Origin of the sequence: Amycolatopsis sp. DSM 110486 (assembly GCF_019468465.1) — a bacterium.
GTDB lineage: Bacteria > Actinomycetota > Actinomycetes > Mycobacteriales > Pseudonocardiaceae > Amycolatopsis.
Window position 1 is genome coordinate 1821094 of sequence record NZ_CP080519.1, and the last position, 16210, is coordinate 1837303.

20 protein-coding genes are annotated in these 16210 nt (G+C 70.9%); 6 read left to right on the forward strand and 14 right to left on the reverse strand.

The annotated features are described in order from the left end of the window. The first annotated feature begins 83 nt into the window (after positions 1–83). Positions 84–911, forward strand: a complete 828-nt coding sequence (locus tag K1T34_RS08725) for a phosphotransferase (RefSeq protein WP_220243776.1) — start codon at positions 84–86, stop codon at positions 909–911. Here K1T34_RS08725 and K1T34_RS08730 read toward each other — a convergent pair. Then, positions 908–1636, reverse strand: coding sequence for an alpha/beta fold hydrolase (locus K1T34_RS08730; protein ID WP_220243777.1), 729 nt, complete (start codon positions 1634–1636; stop codon positions 908–910). The two genes, K1T34_RS08725 and K1T34_RS08730, sit on opposite strands and share 4 nt — an antisense overlap. On the opposite strand from K1T34_RS08730, the gene K1T34_RS08735 reads away from it, so the two are divergent. Beyond that, positions 1635–2186: a GNAT family N-acetyltransferase gene (locus tag K1T34_RS08735; RefSeq protein ID WP_220243778.1), complete on the forward strand. Its 552-nt coding sequence runs from the start codon at positions 1635–1637 to the stop codon at positions 2184–2186. The two genes, K1T34_RS08730 and K1T34_RS08735, sit on opposite strands and share 2 nt — an antisense overlap. Before the next feature lie 72 nt (positions 2187–2258). Here the strand turns inward: K1T34_RS08735 and K1T34_RS08740 are convergent, their stop codons facing one another. Beyond that, positions 2259–2564 carry a hypothetical protein gene (locus K1T34_RS08740; protein ID WP_220243779.1) on the reverse strand — a complete coding sequence of 102 codons (306 nt, stop codon included), beginning with the start codon at positions 2562–2564 and terminating at the stop codon, positions 2259–2261. 541 nt (positions 2565–3105) lie between these two features. Next, the gene (locus K1T34_RS08745) at positions 3106–4227 is read right to left on the reverse strand and encodes an alkaline phosphatase family protein (RefSeq protein WP_220243780.1); all 1122 of its coding nucleotides are present in this window, start codon (positions 4225–4227) and stop codon (positions 3106–3108) included. Positions 4228–4271: 44 nt separating this feature from the next. Here K1T34_RS08745 and K1T34_RS08750 point away from each other — a divergent pair, with 44 nt between their 5' ends. Then, positions 4272–4475, forward strand: a complete 204-nt coding sequence (locus K1T34_RS08750) for a zinc ribbon domain-containing protein (RefSeq protein WP_220243781.1) — start codon at positions 4272–4274, stop codon at positions 4473–4475. 3 nt (positions 4476–4478) lie between these two features. Here K1T34_RS08750 and K1T34_RS08755 read toward each other — a convergent pair whose 3' ends face one another. Then, positions 4479–5591, reverse strand: coding sequence for a PLP-dependent aspartate aminotransferase family protein (locus K1T34_RS08755; RefSeq protein ID WP_220243782.1), 1113 nt, complete (start codon positions 5589–5591; stop codon positions 4479–4481). A 59-nt stretch (positions 5592–5650) separates the two neighbouring features. On the opposite strand from K1T34_RS08755, the gene K1T34_RS08760 reads away from it, so the two are divergent. After that, on the forward strand, positions 5651–6136 hold the full coding sequence (locus tag K1T34_RS08760; protein ID WP_220243783.1) for an Lrp/AsnC family transcriptional regulator: 486 nt from the start codon (positions 5651–5653) through the stop codon (positions 6134–6136). Here K1T34_RS08760 and K1T34_RS08765 read toward each other — a convergent pair. Further along, on the reverse strand, positions 6117–6929 hold the full coding sequence (locus K1T34_RS08765; RefSeq protein WP_220243784.1) for a hypothetical protein: 813 nt from the start codon (positions 6927–6929) through the stop codon (positions 6117–6119). The genes K1T34_RS08760 and K1T34_RS08765 overlap by 20 nt on opposite strands. A 180-nt stretch (positions 6930–7109) precedes the next feature. Here K1T34_RS08765 and K1T34_RS08770 point away from each other — a divergent pair, with 180 nt between their 5' ends. Beyond that, positions 7110–7289 carry a hypothetical protein gene (locus K1T34_RS08770; RefSeq protein ID WP_220243785.1) on the forward strand — a complete coding sequence of 60 codons (180 nt, stop codon included), beginning with the start codon at positions 7110–7112 and terminating at the stop codon, positions 7287–7289. Between the two features lie 203 nt (positions 7290–7492). On the opposite strand, the gene dhaM is transcribed toward K1T34_RS08770, so the two are convergent. From dhaM to nucS, 7 genes are all read right to left on the reverse strand, one after another. After that, complete coding sequence (gene dhaM, locus K1T34_RS08775) at positions 7493–8167, reverse strand: dihydroxyacetone kinase phosphoryl donor subunit DhaM (RefSeq protein ID WP_220243786.1); 675 nt, start codon at positions 8165–8167, stop codon at positions 7493–7495. After that, the gene (gene dhaL, locus K1T34_RS08780; RefSeq protein ID WP_220243787.1) at positions 8164–8790 is read right to left on the reverse strand and encodes a dihydroxyacetone kinase subunit DhaL; all 627 of its coding nucleotides are present in this window, start codon (positions 8788–8790) and stop codon (positions 8164–8166) included. The genes dhaM and dhaL overlap by 4 nt, the downstream gene beginning before the upstream one ends. Next, a complete protein-coding gene (gene dhaK / locus K1T34_RS08785; RefSeq protein WP_220243788.1) occupies positions 8790–9791 on the reverse strand; it encodes a dihydroxyacetone kinase subunit DhaK in 1002 nt (333 codons plus the stop codon). The genes dhaL and dhaK overlap by 1 nt, the downstream gene beginning before the upstream one ends. A 71-nt stretch (positions 9792–9862) precedes the next feature. Beyond that, positions 9863–10843: a DUF3558 domain-containing protein gene (locus tag K1T34_RS08790; protein ID WP_255638405.1), complete on the reverse strand. Its 981-nt coding sequence runs from the start codon at positions 10841–10843 to the stop codon at positions 9863–9865. A gap of 47 nt (positions 10844–10890) precedes the next feature. Beyond that, positions 10891–11187: a hypothetical protein gene (locus K1T34_RS08795; protein ID WP_220243789.1), complete on the reverse strand. Its 297-nt coding sequence runs from the start codon at positions 11185–11187 to the stop codon at positions 10891–10893. Positions 11188–11200: 13 nt separating this feature from the next. After that, a complete protein-coding gene (locus tag K1T34_RS08800; RefSeq protein WP_220243790.1) occupies positions 11201–12901 on the reverse strand; it encodes a sodium:solute symporter family protein in 1701 nt (566 codons plus the stop codon). Between the two features lie 275 nt (positions 12902–13176). Then, positions 13177–13836 (reverse strand): endonuclease NucS, encoded by a 660-nt coding sequence (gene nucS, locus K1T34_RS08805; RefSeq protein WP_220243791.1) that lies wholly within the window; start codon positions 13834–13836, stop codon positions 13177–13179. A gap of 37 nt (positions 13837–13873) precedes the next feature. On the opposite strand from nucS, the gene K1T34_RS08810 reads away from it, so the two are divergent. Then, a complete protein-coding gene (locus tag K1T34_RS08810) occupies positions 13874–14413 on the forward strand; it encodes an NUDIX hydrolase (RefSeq protein ID WP_220243792.1) in 540 nt (179 codons plus the stop codon). A 16-nt stretch (positions 14414–14429) separates the two neighbouring features. Here K1T34_RS08810 and K1T34_RS08815 read toward each other — a convergent pair whose 3' ends face one another. Both K1T34_RS08815 and K1T34_RS08820 read right to left on the reverse strand, forming a co-directional pair. Then, positions 14430–15203, reverse strand: a complete 774-nt coding sequence (locus tag K1T34_RS08815; protein WP_220243793.1) for an enoyl-CoA hydratase-related protein — start codon at positions 15201–15203, stop codon at positions 14430–14432. After that, positions 15176–16174: a GlxA family transcriptional regulator gene (locus K1T34_RS08820; protein WP_220243794.1), complete on the reverse strand. Its 999-nt coding sequence runs from the start codon at positions 16172–16174 to the stop codon at positions 15176–15178. Before K1T34_RS08820 ends, K1T34_RS08815 begins: the two co-directional genes overlap by 28 nt. Positions 16175–16210 lie beyond the last annotated feature (36 nt).

Below are 16210 nucleotides of genomic sequence, written 5' to 3' on the forward strand. Positions count from 1 at the left end.
TCGGGACAGGCCCGATCCGACGGCTAGAGGGATGGTAGCCCTCGCTACCCACCGTCGCTCGCACCGGCTGGTTAGATCACCGCATGGCCGACCCGTACACGGCTTCCGCGCTCCACGCGGCCCTCTCGGCGGCCCGCCGCCTCGGCCTCGCGACGGGGTCGGCCGAGGTCCTCCACGAACGCTCGAACGTGCTGGTGAGACTGGGTTCCGTCGTCGCGAGGGTGCCCGGGACGACACGCTTGCTGCGGCCCGACGCGACGGCCTGGCTCGAGCGCGACGTCGCCGTTTCGCGGCACCTCACGCAGAGTGGTGTGCTCGTCGTCTCACCCACCACGGATCCCCCGGCCGGGCCCCATTTCGCCGACGGGCTGCCGGTGACGCTCTGGCACTGGACGCCGCACGATCCGGACCATCGGCACACGCCGGGAGAAGTCGCGAGTTCACTCGCGACCGTCCACGCGGCACTGCTTGCCTATCCGGGTGAACTTCCCGTGCGCGGGCCCGTCGACGAGCTGCTGGGCGCGCTCGACCGGCACGGCGCCACGATGGACGGTGCCGCGGATTCCCTGCGCGCCGAGGCGTTGCGGCTCGCGGAAGCGCTGCCGGCGGACCGGATCCAGGCCCTGCACGGCGATGCGCACCCGGGCAACGTCATCGCGACCGCGGAAGGGCCGTGCTGGCTCGATTTCGAGGACACCTGGCGCGGACCGCTTGCCTGGGACCTCGCGATCCTGGCGAAACAGGGCGGACCGTCGTTCCTGGCGGCTTATCCGGACGCGGTGGATTCGGCTTCCGTCGAGGCGTGTCTGCGGTTGCGCGAGCTGTTCGTGGTGGTGTGGCGGTATTTGCTCGCGCTGCGCTGGCCCGCGCGGCTCGGCGAAGCGCGGGCGGCGCTGGCGGACTACTTCTAGGCGAACCAGCCGAGGATCGCTTCGACGACGCCCGCCGGGTCTTCGAGCGGCGTGAGGTGCCCGGCGCCGGGCAGGACGACGAGCCTGGCCTCGTCGAGGGCGTCGATCATCTTGCCGGCTTCCTCGACGGGGGTGAGCTTGTCCTCCTCGCCGACGATGACGAGCGCGGGCACGTCGGACTTGCGCAGCACGTCCAGCGAATCGGGCCGGTTGCGCATCGCGCGTGCCGCCCACGCGACCCCGGCAGGCGGCTGCGCGTCGATGAGCTCGCGTACGCGTTCGGCGGGTTCCTGGTTGTGCAGGAGGTTCGGCAGGTTCGCGTCGGCGAGCCAACCCTGGACGCCCTCGGCCTCGGCGCGCTCGGCGACCTTGAGGCGGTTCTCGGCCGCTTCGGGCGAGTCGGGCGTGGCTTTGGTGTCGATGAGCACGAGCCCCGCGACGCGCTCGGGGGCTGCTTTCAGCGCCGCGAGGGCGAGATAACCGCCCATGGAACAGCCGCCGAGCACCACTTCGTCGAGTTCCAGCCGGTCGAGCAGCGCGAGGACGTCGCGCGCGGCGTCGTCGAGGCTCGGCTCGCGGTCGGTCTCCGGCAGCGGGCTGCGGCCCAGGCCGCGCTGGTCCGGCGTGATCAGCCGCAGGCGCTCGGCCAGGGGCGCGCGGACGGGGTCCCACATGCGGGCGTCGAGGGGGAAGGCGTGCAGCAGGAGGAGCGGCAGTTCGGTCATGACGGCGATTCTGTCGGACCCCGCCGCTAGCGTGCCGGGTGTGCTGAGGGAGATGCCCAGGAAGATCGAGACCTCGCGGCTCGTGCTGCACCCGTTCACCGAGGAGGACCGCGCCGCCGTCGTCGCCATCCAGACGGACCCGGCGACGCACCGCTTCAACCCGGACCCACCGGACACCCCGACCGGCGACCTGCTGTTCGACTCGTGGCTCGCCCACTGGGCCGAGCACGGGTTCGGGTACTGCGCCGTGCGGGAGCAGGGCGGGGCCGAGGTGCTGGGCCTGACGGGGGTGCGGCTGCGGCTGTTCCGGGGCGAGCGGGTGCTGAACCTGGCGTACCGCTTCGCGCCGTCGGCGTGGGGCCGGGGGTACGCCGTGGAGGCGGCGAGCGCCGCCGTGGAGTGGGCTGAGCGGGAGCTGCCGGAGATTCCGGTGCTGATCAGCGTGAACTCGACCAACGCGCCATCGCTGCGGGTGGTGGAGCGGCTGGGGTTCACGCAGTTCGAGGAGGAGGTGTACGAGGGGGCGGTTTCGCGACATTTCCGCCGGTGAGCTTCGGTGTGCTTCGAGGTCTTAGAGGGTTCCGGCACCGGTTCCCCGGCCGTCACCCGTTGCGGTTTCGGGCTACCAGCGCCGGTTCGGGCGCCGCCGGGCACGGGCGTCCCAGCAGGTGCGGTGCCAGTGGCGGCGGTCGGCGACGGAACCGGTTTCGTCGGCGGGCCACACGACGACGTGGGGCGTGCCGGGCCGGATCTCGTGGTCGCAGCCGGGGCAGCGGTACGTCTTGGTCGCGTGCGAGCCGGGCACGGTGCGCACCAGCCACTCGCCGTCGGGGCCGGACTCGGCGTGTGCCCAGCCGCTGGCCGCGCCGAGGTCGGGCTGCTCGTCACGACCATGCCGGTCTCTGCCGGGGCGATTGTGTCGGGGCACGGGAAACACGTTAACCGGCGGGATCGGTGGGCTGCAGAGCGTGGTCCACCTTGCCGCTCCGGCCTGACCGCGGCCGGCTGATGCGAGCCACACCGCTGGATCTGGTCCGGCCAGATCGGCTTCCGCTCCGACGACGCCGAAGTGGTCCTCGGCCCGGGCGGCTTGATCACCAAGCCTCGCGGCGAGATGCACACCATGTGGATCGCCCGACCAGGTCTGCTGCGTGCCAGACCCGGTCGATCTGGCCGGCCTGGCGTGGTGCCGGTCGAGCAGCCCTCGCCGAACGCAGCCACACCGACCGATACTGGTTCGCTCCGCGCGACAAGCGGTTGCCGGCTGGGTATGCCAGGCCGGCAAGTGAAGCTGGAAACACGTTGCCGGGTTTCCCGATCGCGGCCTTCGGGGCTCGGATCAGGTTGGCCGGCCCGGCAGGCTCAGGTTTGCCGCGCCGGCGACAAACCCAGACCGAGTCGGCTCAGCCGTGCGCGGGCCGCGGGTACCAACTGATCGCCCTGCCCGAGTGCCAACGCCATGAACCGCGTCAGCCCTGCGCGAGGGCCAGCGGCACCAGTTGCTCAGCCTCCGTCAGCGAGCCGTGCTGGCCGATCAGGGACGTCTCGACCGCTTCGGCCAGGCCGCGGACCATGCCGAACGTGCCCTGGGCCGCGGCGACGACGTCGCCGATGCGGGGGCGCACGCGGTCGCTCACGGTGCCGAACCAGCCTTGCGCGATGGCCTCGTCGCGGGGCAGGACCCAGGCGGACGGGCCGAGGACGGACTGCCAGGCCGCCAGGACATCGGCGGCCGCGCCCGATTCGGTGTAGACGTGGCGGGCGCGGACCTCGCCGCCGAAGGCGCGGACGCCGTCCAGCAGCTCCGGGGTGTCCTCGAGGTCGAGTTTGTCGTCCACGGTCACCATGCCGTGGTCGGCGACGACGGCCAGCAGCGCGCCCGCGGGGAGGCCGTCCACAATGGACTCGACAAGGCGGTCGACGTGCCGAAGCTGCATACGCCAGGCGGTGGAGCCGGGGCCGTAGAGGTGGCCGAGCAGGTCGAGTTCGCTGTGGTAGGCGTAGCAGAACGACCGTGCCGCGAGCACCTCCAGCGTCCGCGCGGCGAGGTCGCCCAGGGCGTGGACGCCGGCGTAGCGGGCGCCGCTCTGGGTGGCGCGGGTCAGGGCCGTGTCGGAGAACTGGGCGGAGGACACGACGACGGCGTCGAGGCCCGCCGCGGCAGCGCGTTCGAAAGTCGTCGGAAGCGGCTGGACCGAGCGAGGCGGGAGGGCGCCGCGCAAGTCGCTGCCGTCTTCGTGGGAGCGCCAGCGCAAGGCGTTGAGCACGCCCGTGCCCGGCACCTCGAACGTGTACCCGACCATCCCGTGCTCCCCCGACGCCAGGCCGGTGCCGATCGCGGCGACGCCGGCCGCCGTCGTCGACGGGAAGCCGACGCGCAACGGGCTCTTCGCGAGCTCCGTGAGCACCGGCGCGTCGGCCGCGTGCTCGGCCAGGAGCTGCCAGCCGAGGCCGTCGATGAGCAGCACGCACGCACTGCGCGCCTCCGGCAACGCCAGCGAACCCGCCTCGCCCGGCACGCCGAGCGCGCCCAGCACCGCGGGGACGACCTGGCCGAGGTGCGGGAGGTCGGTGATCTGGGGAACGTCCACGAACACAGCTTCCCACCCGCCTGCGCGGCAGCGATAATCGACGCATGCCCACTTACGCCTACCGCTGCCGCGACTGCACCGACACGTTCGAGCTGCAACGGCCGATGAGCGAGTCCGGCGCGCCGGCGCCGTGTCCCGAGGGGCACACCGACACCGTGAAGCTGCTGACCACCGTCGCGCTCACCGGCTCCGCCGCGAGCCCCGCACCGTCGGGTGGCTGCTGCGGCGGCGGGTGCTGCGGCGGCTGACGGTCAGCAGGCCTTCAGCGCCTGGTCGAGGTCGTGCCAGAGGTCCTCGACGTCCTCGAGCCCGGCCGAGAGCCGGATCAGCCCGTGGGTGATGCCCGCCTCCTCGCGGTCGCTCTCGGCGACGACCCGGTGCGTGAGCGACGCCGGGTGCTGGATGAGCGTGTCGACGCTGCCGAGACTCACCGCCGGCGTGACCAGCCGGACGGCGGCGATCAGCGCGTGCGGATCGCCCGCCACCTCGAACGCGACGAGCGGGCCACCGAGCGTCGGGTAGTGCACGGCGGTCACCGCTTCGTGCTGCGCAAGGCGTTCGGCGAGCACGGCGGCGGTCTCGCTTGCCGCCGTCACGCGCAGCGGGAGCGTGGAAAGCCCGCGCAGCAACAGGTACCCCGCCAGCGGGTGCAGCACGGCGCCCGTGGCGAAGCGGATTCCCCGCAGCCGCGCGGCTTCCTCCGCGTCACACGCAACGACGCCACCCATCACGTCGCCGTGGCCGCCGAGGAACTTCGTCGCGCTGTGCAGCACGAGGCGCGCGCCGTGGCGGCCGGGGCGTTGCAGGACGGGCGTGGCGAAGGTGTTGTCGACGAGCACGGGCACGTCGCCGCACGCGTCGACGAGGGCTTTGACGTCGAGCTCGGTCAGCGTCGGGTTGGCGGGCGTCTCGACGAAGACCAGGCCCGTGTCCGGCCTGAGCGCCGCGGCCACCTCGCCGGGCGCCGCCCACGTGACCTCGATGCCGAGCAACCCGGACGTCAGCAGGTGATCCGTCGACCCGTACAACGGCCGGACGCCCACGACGTGCCGCTTTCCTTGCGACGCGGCGGAAAGCAGGCACGCGGACACGGCCGCCATCCCGCTCGCGAACGCCACCGCGTGGTCGAACCCCTCCAGCTCGGCCAGCGCGCGCTCGAACCGCTCGACGGTCGGGTTGCTGACGCGGCCGTAGATGCCCGAGACCTCGCCGCCGGTCGAGAACTCGTCGATCCGCAGGGCCTCGGCCGCGCTGTCGCGGGACGGGTACGTCGTCGAGAAATCGAGGGGTACGGCGTGCAGGCCCAGGTCGGTCAGGTCGTCGCGGCCGGCGTGGACGGCTCGGGTGCGCAGCGCGTTCGTCATGGCGTTGAGCGTCGGCCATCGTGCGATTTTGCCGCAACGGTTTCGGATATCATTCGCGGATGAGCGATTCCGTCGAACTGAGCACGGTGGACCTTGAGATTCTGCGCGTGCTGCAGAACGATGCGCGGACGTCGAACAAGGACCTCGCGGCCGCCGTCGGCGTCGCGCCGTCCACCTGCCTCGACCGCGTGGCCCGCCTCCGCTCGACGGGCGTGATCACGGGCCAGCACGCCTCCGTCGACGCCGCCAAACTCGGGCGGCCCCTGGAGGCGTTCCTGTTCGTACAGGTCCGGCCCCACCGGCGCGAGCTGGTGGACCCGTTCGTGTCCGACCTGCTCGCCCTGCCCGAGGTGCGCGCCGTCTACCACCTCACGGGCCCGGACGACTTCCTCGCCCACGTGGCCACCAGCTCCGCCGCCGAACTCCAACGGCTCGTGCTGGACGAGCTGACGGCCCGCGACGAGGTCGCGCGCGTGCACACGAACCTGGTGTTCCAGCACTGGAGTGGCGGGCCGCTGTTGCCGCCTACTCCGTCCGCACCTTGACGGGGTGCCGCGGGTCGGTGGGGCACAGGAAGATGTTCAACGCGCCCTGCTCGCCGAACTCCCAGCCGGCTTCCTCGTCGTCCCTCCGCTCGCACCCGCAGGGCACCTCGTCCTCCTGCGTCGCCAGCGCGATCGCCTGACGCAGGCGCGCGCCGCACTCGCGGCAGCTCAGGTCTTCCGGATCCCCTGCATACCAAGCCGTCCAGCCGCCGACTTTCGAGAACTGGCCGAGCTCGTAGTCGACGTCATCGCCGCTCGCCGGCAACCCGAGCTCCACGCGGCGGTCCAGGGGGAACTCGTCAACGTAGGGGAATTCCTCGAGCCGGCACGGATTGAGGACGCGTGGCTGGGGCAGGAACATGTCGTCCGCTTCTTCGGGCGGCTCCGGCGCTTCGGCGACTTCGCCGCCCGTTTTCGAGTCCCGCCAGACCAGGCGCACGGCGGGGCCGTAGTGGCGCTTGCTCGTGTGAAATGTCGGGCACAACAGCACCTGCGCGAGATCCGTGCCGTCGGGGAACGGCAGCTCCGGGAAGTCCCGGCGGTAGAACTGGGCGGCGCCGACCATCGCGGGCACCGGCTCGTCGTCCGGGTGCCCGCCGGTCCAACCATCGTCGGTCGCCTCGGCCTTCGGCGGCCAGGTGACGGGACACGTCGGCCACGGCTCACTCGCGGGCCACAGCAGGGGGCCGCCGAGATGGCTTTCGCCGACGGCGGGCTCGCCGTCCACGGGGTGGAGGCGCACCGCGGTGCGCGCGCGCTCGATCAGAGCGCTGAACTCGGTGGGGAGGTTCACCGCGCGAGGGTATCGCTCAGCACCGACAACTCCGGAGGACAGCGCGAATACCGACCGCGACGATTCCTTTCGATCGGGAATCGGTCAAAAACCCGGTCGTCGATTCCGGTAACGGACAACGCGGCCGGCCCGACGTCCGGACCACAAAGGATTTGCCGGTCGAGGGACGGAGGTAGCGCCATGACGAGCACGACCGGACCGGCCGCACAGAATTCCCAGGACTACTGGGGACCGCCGACGCAACCGATGCGACTGCCGCGCCAACCGGGGCAGATCAGCACGGTGATGTTGCTGCTCGCGGCGCTGTGCGGGGCGGCCGTGATCGGGGCGATCTGGCTGGGGATCGCACTGGCGGCGTGAGGGGATTCCGGTTTGTGAATTGCCGGAATGCACGAGTGGGCGGTGGCGGAGAACGCCCGGATCGCCTCAGTTGTCCACAGGCATGCCGAGTTGTGGACAACTGAGGCGATCCGGCGCTCAGTCGCCGAATTTGTCGGAGTGGGCCGATAGAATGGACATGGGCACGCCCCCTTGGGAGGGCGGGGGTGTTTTCCCGGCCGCCGCTACTCCCCGAAGTTCGACTCCACCAGACCGGTCACCTTGGCGAGCGCGTCCGAAGCCTCGGGCCCCCGGGCGCGCACCACGATGTGGTCGCCCTGGCGGGCGCCGAGGGACATGAGGGCCAGGACGCTGTGGGCGTCGGCTTCCTGGTCGCCCAGGCGGATCGTCACCTCGGCTTCCAGGGAGGCCAGGCTGCGCACCAGGACGGCGGCGGGGCGGGCGTGGAGGCCGACCTCGTTCGTCAGCGTGAGTTCCTTCTCCTGGGCATCACCAGGAGAGTCCACTGCGGCGAGGTCTGGAGCCAGGCCGGCACCCGCAGCGGCAGAGGCCACCGCCTTGCGGTCCGCCCCACCCTGAGCAGCGACGGCGGCCGCGATGGCGCCCTCCACCAGTGGACCGTCGGCGACCACGGCGGCAAGGCCGCCGGAAAGCGACTCCACCGCGAGCTCCGCCGTCATCTGCGCGCTGCCCAGGTCGTAGAGCAGCACCACGCCGTCGCCGGAGTCGGCGCGTTGGGTGGCGGCCACGACTTCGTCGTAGTCGGTGCCGATGCCGCCGTCGTCAGGGAGGCCGCCGGCGGGGATGATGCGGACGTCGGGGGCCATTTGGGCGGCCAGGTCGGCCAGGCCTTCGGCCAGTTTGGCGCTGTGCGAGACGAGCACGATCCCCACGGTCACCGGGCGGCCTCCGCGAACGCGCGCAGCAGCAGCGCCGTGGAGCGGGCGCCGGGGTCCATGTGGCCGACGGCGCGTTCGCCCAGATACGAAGCCCGGCCCTTGCGAGGCACCAGGTCCACTGTGGACTCGGCGCCGCGGTCGGCCGCGTCGGCCGCCGCGGTCAGCACGTCCGCGATCGAAGCGTCCGCGGGGCAAGCGGCGGCCGCGGAGACGGCCGGGATGAGCGCGTCGACCATCGTCGCGTCACCGCCCACCGCTTTGCCGCGCGCCTGCACACCGTCCAAAGCGGCCTGCAGAGCGGCCACCAGCAGCGGCACGTCGATCGAAGCCGCGTCGCCCAGTTTCGTCGACGCGCGCAGGAAAGCCGTGCCGTACAACGGACCCGCCGCGCCGCCGACCTTCGAGATCAACGTGGTGGCCGCCAGTTTGGCGACGCCCGCCGGGGTGGCGGGCACCTCCGTCTCCAGGGCGGACACGATCGCGGTGAACCCGCGGCTCATGTTCTCGCCGTGGTCGCCGTCGCCGATGGCGCGGTCTAGCTCCACCAGTTCGGAGCGGTGCTCGGCCACGACTTCGGCCGCGGCTCGCAGCGCGGCCGCGACTCCTTCGGAAGAACAACCCATCAGATCCCCCACCGCAGCGCGGACGTCCACACGGGCGCGTCCCACAGCTCGGTCAGCTCGTCGTCCAGCTTCAGCAGCGTCAGGCTCATCCCCTGCATCTCGAGACTCGTGATGTACGGGCCGACCAGCCTGCGCTCGACCACGATCCCACGCTCGGCCAGCAGCCGCTCGGCGATGCCGTGCGCGAGGTAGAGCTCCAGCAACGGCGTGGCACCCATGGAGTTCGTGAACAGCAGCACCTTGTCGCCCGCCTCGTACGGCAGATCCGACGCCACGGCCTCGACCATCCGCGCCACCAGCGCGTCGGCGGGCTCGGCCGGGATGCGCTCGCGGCCCGGCTCGCCGTGGATGCCGATGCCGAACTCGATCTCGTCTGGTCCCAGGTCGAAGCTCGGCTCGCCGACGTGCGGCACGATCGGAGCGCTCAACGCCACCCCGATCGACCGCACCTGCCCGACGACCTTGCGCGCCAGCGCCTCCACGGCGTCGAGCGAGTCGCCCCGCTCCGCGGCGGCGCCCACGATCTTCTCCAGCAGCACGGTCCCGCCGACGCCACGGCGGCCGGCGGTGAACGTGGAGTCCTTCACCGCGACGTCGTCGTCGATCACGACGCTGCGCACGTCGAGGTCCTCAGCCGCGGCCAGCTCGGCGGCGGTCTCGAAGTTCAGCACGTCACCGGTGTAGTTCTTCACGATCAGCAACGCACCGGACGGCCCGGTCGTCGCGGCGACCGCGGCCTGCACCCCGTCCGGCGTCGGGGACGTGAACACCGCGCCGGGCACCGCCGCGTCGAGCATGCCCCGCCCGACGAACCCGCCGTGCAGCGGTTCGTGGCCGGAGCCGCCACCCGAGATGACGGCGACCTTGCTCGGCACCGGCGCGTCGGCCCGCACCACGACGGCCGGATCGTCCTGGACACGGAGGATGTCGGCGTGGGCCACGGCGAGGCCTCTCAAGGACTCCGCGACCACTGTCGCCGGATCGTTGATGATCTTCTTCATGGCAGACCTCCGACACATCGGCGTGGTGGATGCCACCAACCTAGCCGCCGACACCGGCCCACCGCCAAGCTTCAGGCCCGCGGCAGGTTCCCCGCGACGCTTTTCGCCAGCGTGGTCGCCGTCGCACACGGGTCGCCGGTACCCGGCTTGAGGTCGTAGTCGGTGAACCCCACCTGGACGACTTCCACGTGGTCGCCCTGCCACGCCCGGTGCTGCCACTCGACCTTGCAGTCCGTCCCCGCCGTGCCCTTTTTCGCGTACGCCTGGTTCGCGCCGCCGACGTCGGCCTTCAGCCAGCCGTCGCCCTCCAGCGGTGGGAGGGCCGGGAAGAACATCACCGTGACGTTCGGGCTGTCGCCCCATTGGCAGCTGTGGAGCCCGGTCGCCCCGCCCTTCGTGCCCTTCAGCACTGCGTCCACGGCGGACTGGTCGAGCACCGCGCACGCGTCGGCTGTGAGCACGGATCCCTTGACGTCCGGGTATTTCAGCGGGGAGTTGTGCACCTTGTCCACGGCGGGAGCGAGCAAGGTTCGTCCCGCACGACACGGATCGCCACCCGGGTAATCGATCTCGAACGCGATGCCGAGGCTCGGATCGCGCGAGGTGAGCGCACTGACCTCACACGAACCGCCGGTGGTGTCGGGCACCTCGACCTGCGGCAGGCCGCCGACCTGGCCCGTGGTCTTGTCGGAGGCGAACAGCACGATCGCGCCGAGCTGCACGTCGACCGAGAGCTCCTTGCCACCGGCGTCGCGCACTTTGGCGCTGCACTCGTCGAACCGGACGCTCGACGCCGTGGGCTCGCCCTCGGGAGTGCCCAGCGCGGAGAGCGACGCCTTGTCGAGGAACTGGCACGGCAGCACCTGGCGCAGGGAACCCGCCGCGACCGCGGCATCGGTGATCGGCCCGCTGCCACCGTCCCCGCTCGCGGCGGGGACGGTGGTCCGGGGGAAGTTCTCCTTGCCCAGCTGCGGACCGCCACAGGCAGTCAGGACGAGGACACCGGCCACCACCAGGGGAAACAGCCGGCCGAGTTTGAGATCGCGCGCCACGCGGAGCACGGTAGCGGCAGCCGGCCCCGGCTGTCCGGACAACCCGCCTATCCGGCTGCCGGCGGTTCGGTGGTCTCGTCCTCGTCGGGCTGCTCGGTCTGGTCCAGCACGACGATCGGCCGCAGCCGCGCCCACAGGATGAACAACGCCGTGAAAATCAGCAGGGCGATGCCCGCCCACAGGTTGATGTTCACCCCGGACGACTTCACGCGGTCGGCCTCGGTCTCGAACGCCGCGCCCATCACCGTGAGGATGATGCCGTACACGCCGGTCAGCAGGGCGATGATCAGGCGGATGTCGAACGCGCCGGCCTTGCGCGCCCGCGGTGTGGATTCGGTTGCCATGGCGGCCGTCCTCCTAGAAGACGAAGTTCAGGACGAGGGTGAGGACTGCGGCGATACCGGCCAGCAGCACCGGCTTGCGGTACCAGCCCGCGTCTTCGCCGGTGGTCTCGTGCTTGAGCGAATCGCGCGGCGTGAGCGAGTAGACCAGGCCCACCAGCTCCGACTCCGGCTTGGGCGGCGTCAAGTACGTGACGCCCACGCTCACCACGATGTCGACGACGAACGCCGCGATCGCGGCCACGAAGCTGGCGCCCTGCCCGGGCAGGGAAAAGACGTCGGTCTTGTCGAGCACGAACACCACGATCGCCGCCGCCGTACCGAACACCAGGCCCGACCAGCCGGCCGCCTTGCTCATCCGCTTCCAGAACATGCCGAGGATGAACGTGGCGAACAGCGGCGCGTTGAAGAACGAGAACAGCGTCTGCAGGTAGTCCATCAGGTTCGCGTACGTCGACGCGATGAACGCCGTGCCGATCGCCAGGACGGTCGCGACCATGGTCACCACGCGGCCGGTGTTCAGGTAGTACTTGTCCGGCCGGTTCTTCACCATGTAGGTCTGGAAGATGTCGTAGGTGAACACGGTGTTGAACGAGCTCAGGTTCGCCGCCATGCCGGCCATGAATGACGCGAGCAGCCCCGCGATCGCGACGCCGAGGATGCCGTTGGGCAGCACGTCACGCATCAGCAGCAGGAGCGCGTCGTTGAACGTCGCGCCGCTGGGGGCGGGTTTGCCGTCGAGCAGGGCCTGCTTGTTCGCGCCCTGCAGCTCGGTCACGGTCACCGCGGCAACCATGCCCGGGATGATCACGAGGAACGGGATGAACATCTTCGGGAACGAGCCGATGATCGGCGTGCGCCGCGCGGCCGACATGCTCTTCGACGCCATCGCGCGCTGGACCTCGACGAAGTTCGTGGTCCAGTAACCGAACGAGAGCACGAACCCGAGGCCGAACACGAGACCCAGCACGGACAGGAAGTTGCTGCCGAAACCGGTCAGCTGGTTGCCAGGCCACGAGTGCGTCTGCGCGGCGCCGCCCGGGCTGTTGGTCACCTTCTCGATGAGGCCGTTCCAGCCGCCGACCTTGTACAGGGCGACGATCGTGAGCGGGATCAGCGCCGCGAGGATGACGAAGAACTGCAGCACCTCGTTGTAGATGGCCGCGGAGAGGCCACCGAGCGCGGTGTAGGTGAGCACGATGACGGCCGCGATGATGATCGAGACCCAGATCGGCCAGCCCAGCAGCAGGTTGACGACACTGGCCAGCAGGTACAGGTTGGCGCCCGCGATGAGGATCTGCGCGAGCGCGAAGCTGCTGCCGTTGACCCAGTGGGCGGCGGGGCCGAAGCGCCGGAGCATGAACTCGGGAACGCTGCGCACCTTGGAGCCGTAGTAGAACGGCATCATCACGACGCCGAGGAACAGCATCGCGGGGATCGCGCCGATCCAGAAGTAGTGCGCCGTCGGCAGGCCGTACTCGGCGCCGTTGGCGGACATACCCATGACCTCGATCGCGCCGAGGTTGGCCGAGATGAACGCCAGGCCGGTCACCCACGCCGGGAGCGAGCGCCCGGAGAGGAAGAAGTCGAGACTGCTCGACACCTGCTTGCGGGCGAGATAGCCGATGCCCAGCACCAGCACGAAATAGAACGCCAGCTCGATGTAGTCGATCGCACTCGCGTCGAGCCGCAGGTTCGCGTCGGCAAGGACCTCCACGCGAGCCACCTCCGAATTCAACAATTTCCCACAGGAAACACCAGCGTCCTGTTAGATCCGGACAGTACTGCATGGATTCCGGAGCGGCACCCCGACACGGGCGATCTTGGAAAACGCCTTCTCGCCACGGCGATGAGCTGGGGAAACGCGGGCGTTCGCGGAGTGTGATCTTGACGGCTCGGGCACCGGTGACCGGAACCTCACGAACGCGCAGATGCGCTCACAAGGCACCACATCGTCCACTCAGGACGGTCGTCGGGGGTTGCGCCGGCGGCTCAGAACAGGCGGAACTCGTCCGATTCGATGCCGCGCAGGGCGTCGTAGTCCAGGGTCAGGCAGCGGATGCCGCGGTCTTCCGCGAGGGTGCGGGCCTGGGGCTTGATGATCTGCGCGGCGAAGACGCCCTGCACGGGGGCCAGGAGCGGGTCGCGGTTGAGGAGTTCGAGGTAGCGCGTGAGCTGCTCGACGCCGTCGATCTCGCCACGGCGCTTGATCTCCACGGCGACGGACTTGCCATCCGCGTCGCGGGCCATGATGTCGACCGGGCCGATCGCGGTGGGGAACTCGCGGCGCACGAGGGTGTAGCCGTCGCCGAGGGTCTTGATGTGCTCGGCGAGCAGTTCCTGCAGGTGCGCTTCCACGCCGTCCTTCTGCAGGCCCGGTTCGGCGCCCAGCTCTTGCTCGTGGTCGTGGTAGATCTCGTCGAGCGAGATCACGAGCTTCTCGCCCTGCTTGTTCTCGACGATCCACAGGTTGCCGTCCTCGATGAGCCAGCAGGGCGGGCTCATCCAGTTCAGGGGCTTGTACGCGCGGTCGTCCGAGTGCACGGACACCGAACCGTCCGACTTGACGAGGAGCAGGCGCGTGGCCATCGGCAGGTGGGCGGTGAGGCGGCCGGCGTAGTCGACCTGGCAGCGAGCGATCACGAGACGCACCCGCCGAGGGTAGGACAGGCTCGGCGATACTGGGCGAGTGGACCCCATTCAGCGTGTCGCGACCCACGAGGTGTATCGGAACAACTGGATGACGGTGCGGGAGGACGCCATTCGCCGCACCGACGGCAGCGAAGGCATCTACGGCGTGGTCGACAAACCGACCTACGCCCTGATCATCCCGATGGACGGCGACCGCGTGCTCCTGGTCGACCAGTTCCGTTATCCCGTCGGCGAGCGCCGCTGGGAGTTCTGCCAGGGCACGGCCCCCGACCTCGCCGAAACGCCGCCCGCCGAGCTCGCGCGCCGCGAGCTGCGCGAGGAAACGGGCCTGCGCGCCGAAACCGTCACGGAGATCGGGATGCTGGAAGTCGCGCCCGGCATGTCGAGCCAGCGCGGCCACGTCTACCTCGCCACGGACCTGACCGAGGGCGAGCCGGAACGCGAGCTCGAGGAACAGGACATGACCACGGCGTGGTTCACCCGCTCTGAGGTCGAGAAGATGATCTCGACGGGCGGCATCACCGACGCGCAGTCGATCGCCGCGTACGCGCTCCTGCTGCTGCACGAGCGTCGTTGAACGCGGCTGGGACTTCTCAGTCCGGCCACTCGGCCTTGCGCTTCTCCAGGAACGCCGCCATGCCTTCCCGCGCGCCCGGCAGCTGCGACGCCGAGGCCATGACCTCCAACGCGATGGCGTAGGCGTCGGCTTCCGGGCGGTCGAGCTGCGCGTACAGCGTCTGCTTGCCCATGGCCTTGCTCGCGCGGCTGCCGCGCGTGGCCCGCGCGAGCAGGGCGGCGACGGCGTCGTCCAGCTCCTCGTCCGGGACGACGGAGTTGACCAGACCCCAGTCGAGCGCGGTGGCGGCGTCGACGACGTCGCCGGTCAGAGCCAGCTCCATCAAGCGTTTGCGGCCGATCGAGCGCGCCACCGGGACGGCCGGGGTGTGGCAGAACCAGCCGCCTTTGCCGCCGGGCAGGGCGAAACCCGCGGAAGACGCGGCGACGGCGAGGTCGCACGAGGCCACGAGCTGGCAGCCCGCCGCGGTCGCCAGGCCGTGCACGCGTGCGACCACGATCTGCGGCAGCGATTGCATGGTGCGCATCAGCTCGGTGCACAACGTCAGCAGCTCGCGCACGCCCATGAGGTCGCGCGCGGCGACGTCGCCGAAGTCGTGGCCCGCGGAGAAGACCGGGCCGGCGCCGGCGAGGACGATGCCCGTCGCGTCGGTGGTGCCGGCTTCGCGGAACGCCGCGAGCAGCTCGGTCAGGTGGTCGGCGGACAGCGAGTTGCGCCGCGCGGCGCGGTTCATCGTGATGGTGATCGTGTCTCCGTCGCGCTTCACGAGGATGTGCTCGTACTCGGCCATACCCCGACCGTAACGCCGCCGGGCGCGGAACGGAACGTGCGCCGGTACGAATCGGGCCCGACGCCGACCTCCGCGCGCAGCCGACGGCGCAGGTTCGCGGCCGTGCCCAGCCCCGACCGCTGTGCGACGCGCTCCACCGGCAGCTCGGTGGTCTCCAGCAGGCGTTGCGCCAGCCGCACCCGTTGCACGCGCAGCCACCGCCCCGGCGTGACGCCCGTGGCCGCGGCGAACTCGCGGTGGAACGTCCGCTCGCTCATCCCGGCCTGGCCGCACAGGTCCGCCACACCGATCTCCTCGGCCAGCCGCGCCAGCGCCCAGTCCATAGTGGACGACAGACCCGGCCGGGCAGGCGCCGCGGGCAACGGGTTTTCGACGTACTGGCGCTGGCCGCCCTCGCGCGCGGGCGGCATCACGAGGCGCCGCGCGAGTTTCGCCGCGACGTCCGCGCCGTGGTCGCGACGCACGAGGTGCAGGCAGAGGTCGAGACCGCCGACCACGCCCGCCGAGGTGAGCACGCCGTCGGACTCGGTGTAGAGGACGTCGCGCTGCGGTTCGGCCCGCGGCGCCGCGACGGCGAGTGCGTCGAGGTCCCACCAGTGCGTGGTCGCGGGGCGGCCGTCGAGCAGGCCCGCGGCCGCGAGGGTGAACGCGCCGGAGCACAGACCCGCCACGGTCGCGCCGGAACGGTGGGCCCGGCGCAACGCGGCCGACGCGGCGGGCGGCACCGGGGCGTGCGGATCGTCGCGGCCGGGCGCGAGGACGAGGTCGCAGCCGTCGAGTCCGGTCAATCCGTGCGTCGACGTGACTTCTCCGAACGGGGACAACGGGGTGCGCCGCCGGCCCGCCCCGCACAGCCGCACCGTGAACGGGCCGATGCCGCTCTCGCTGCGGTCCTGTGCCCAGACCTCGGCGATCACCCCGAGGTCGAACGCGCGCGTACCCGGCAGGAGCAGCACCCCGATCGTCCGCATGGCAGAAAAGTACCGGATCGCGCGCCTTCTGCCACT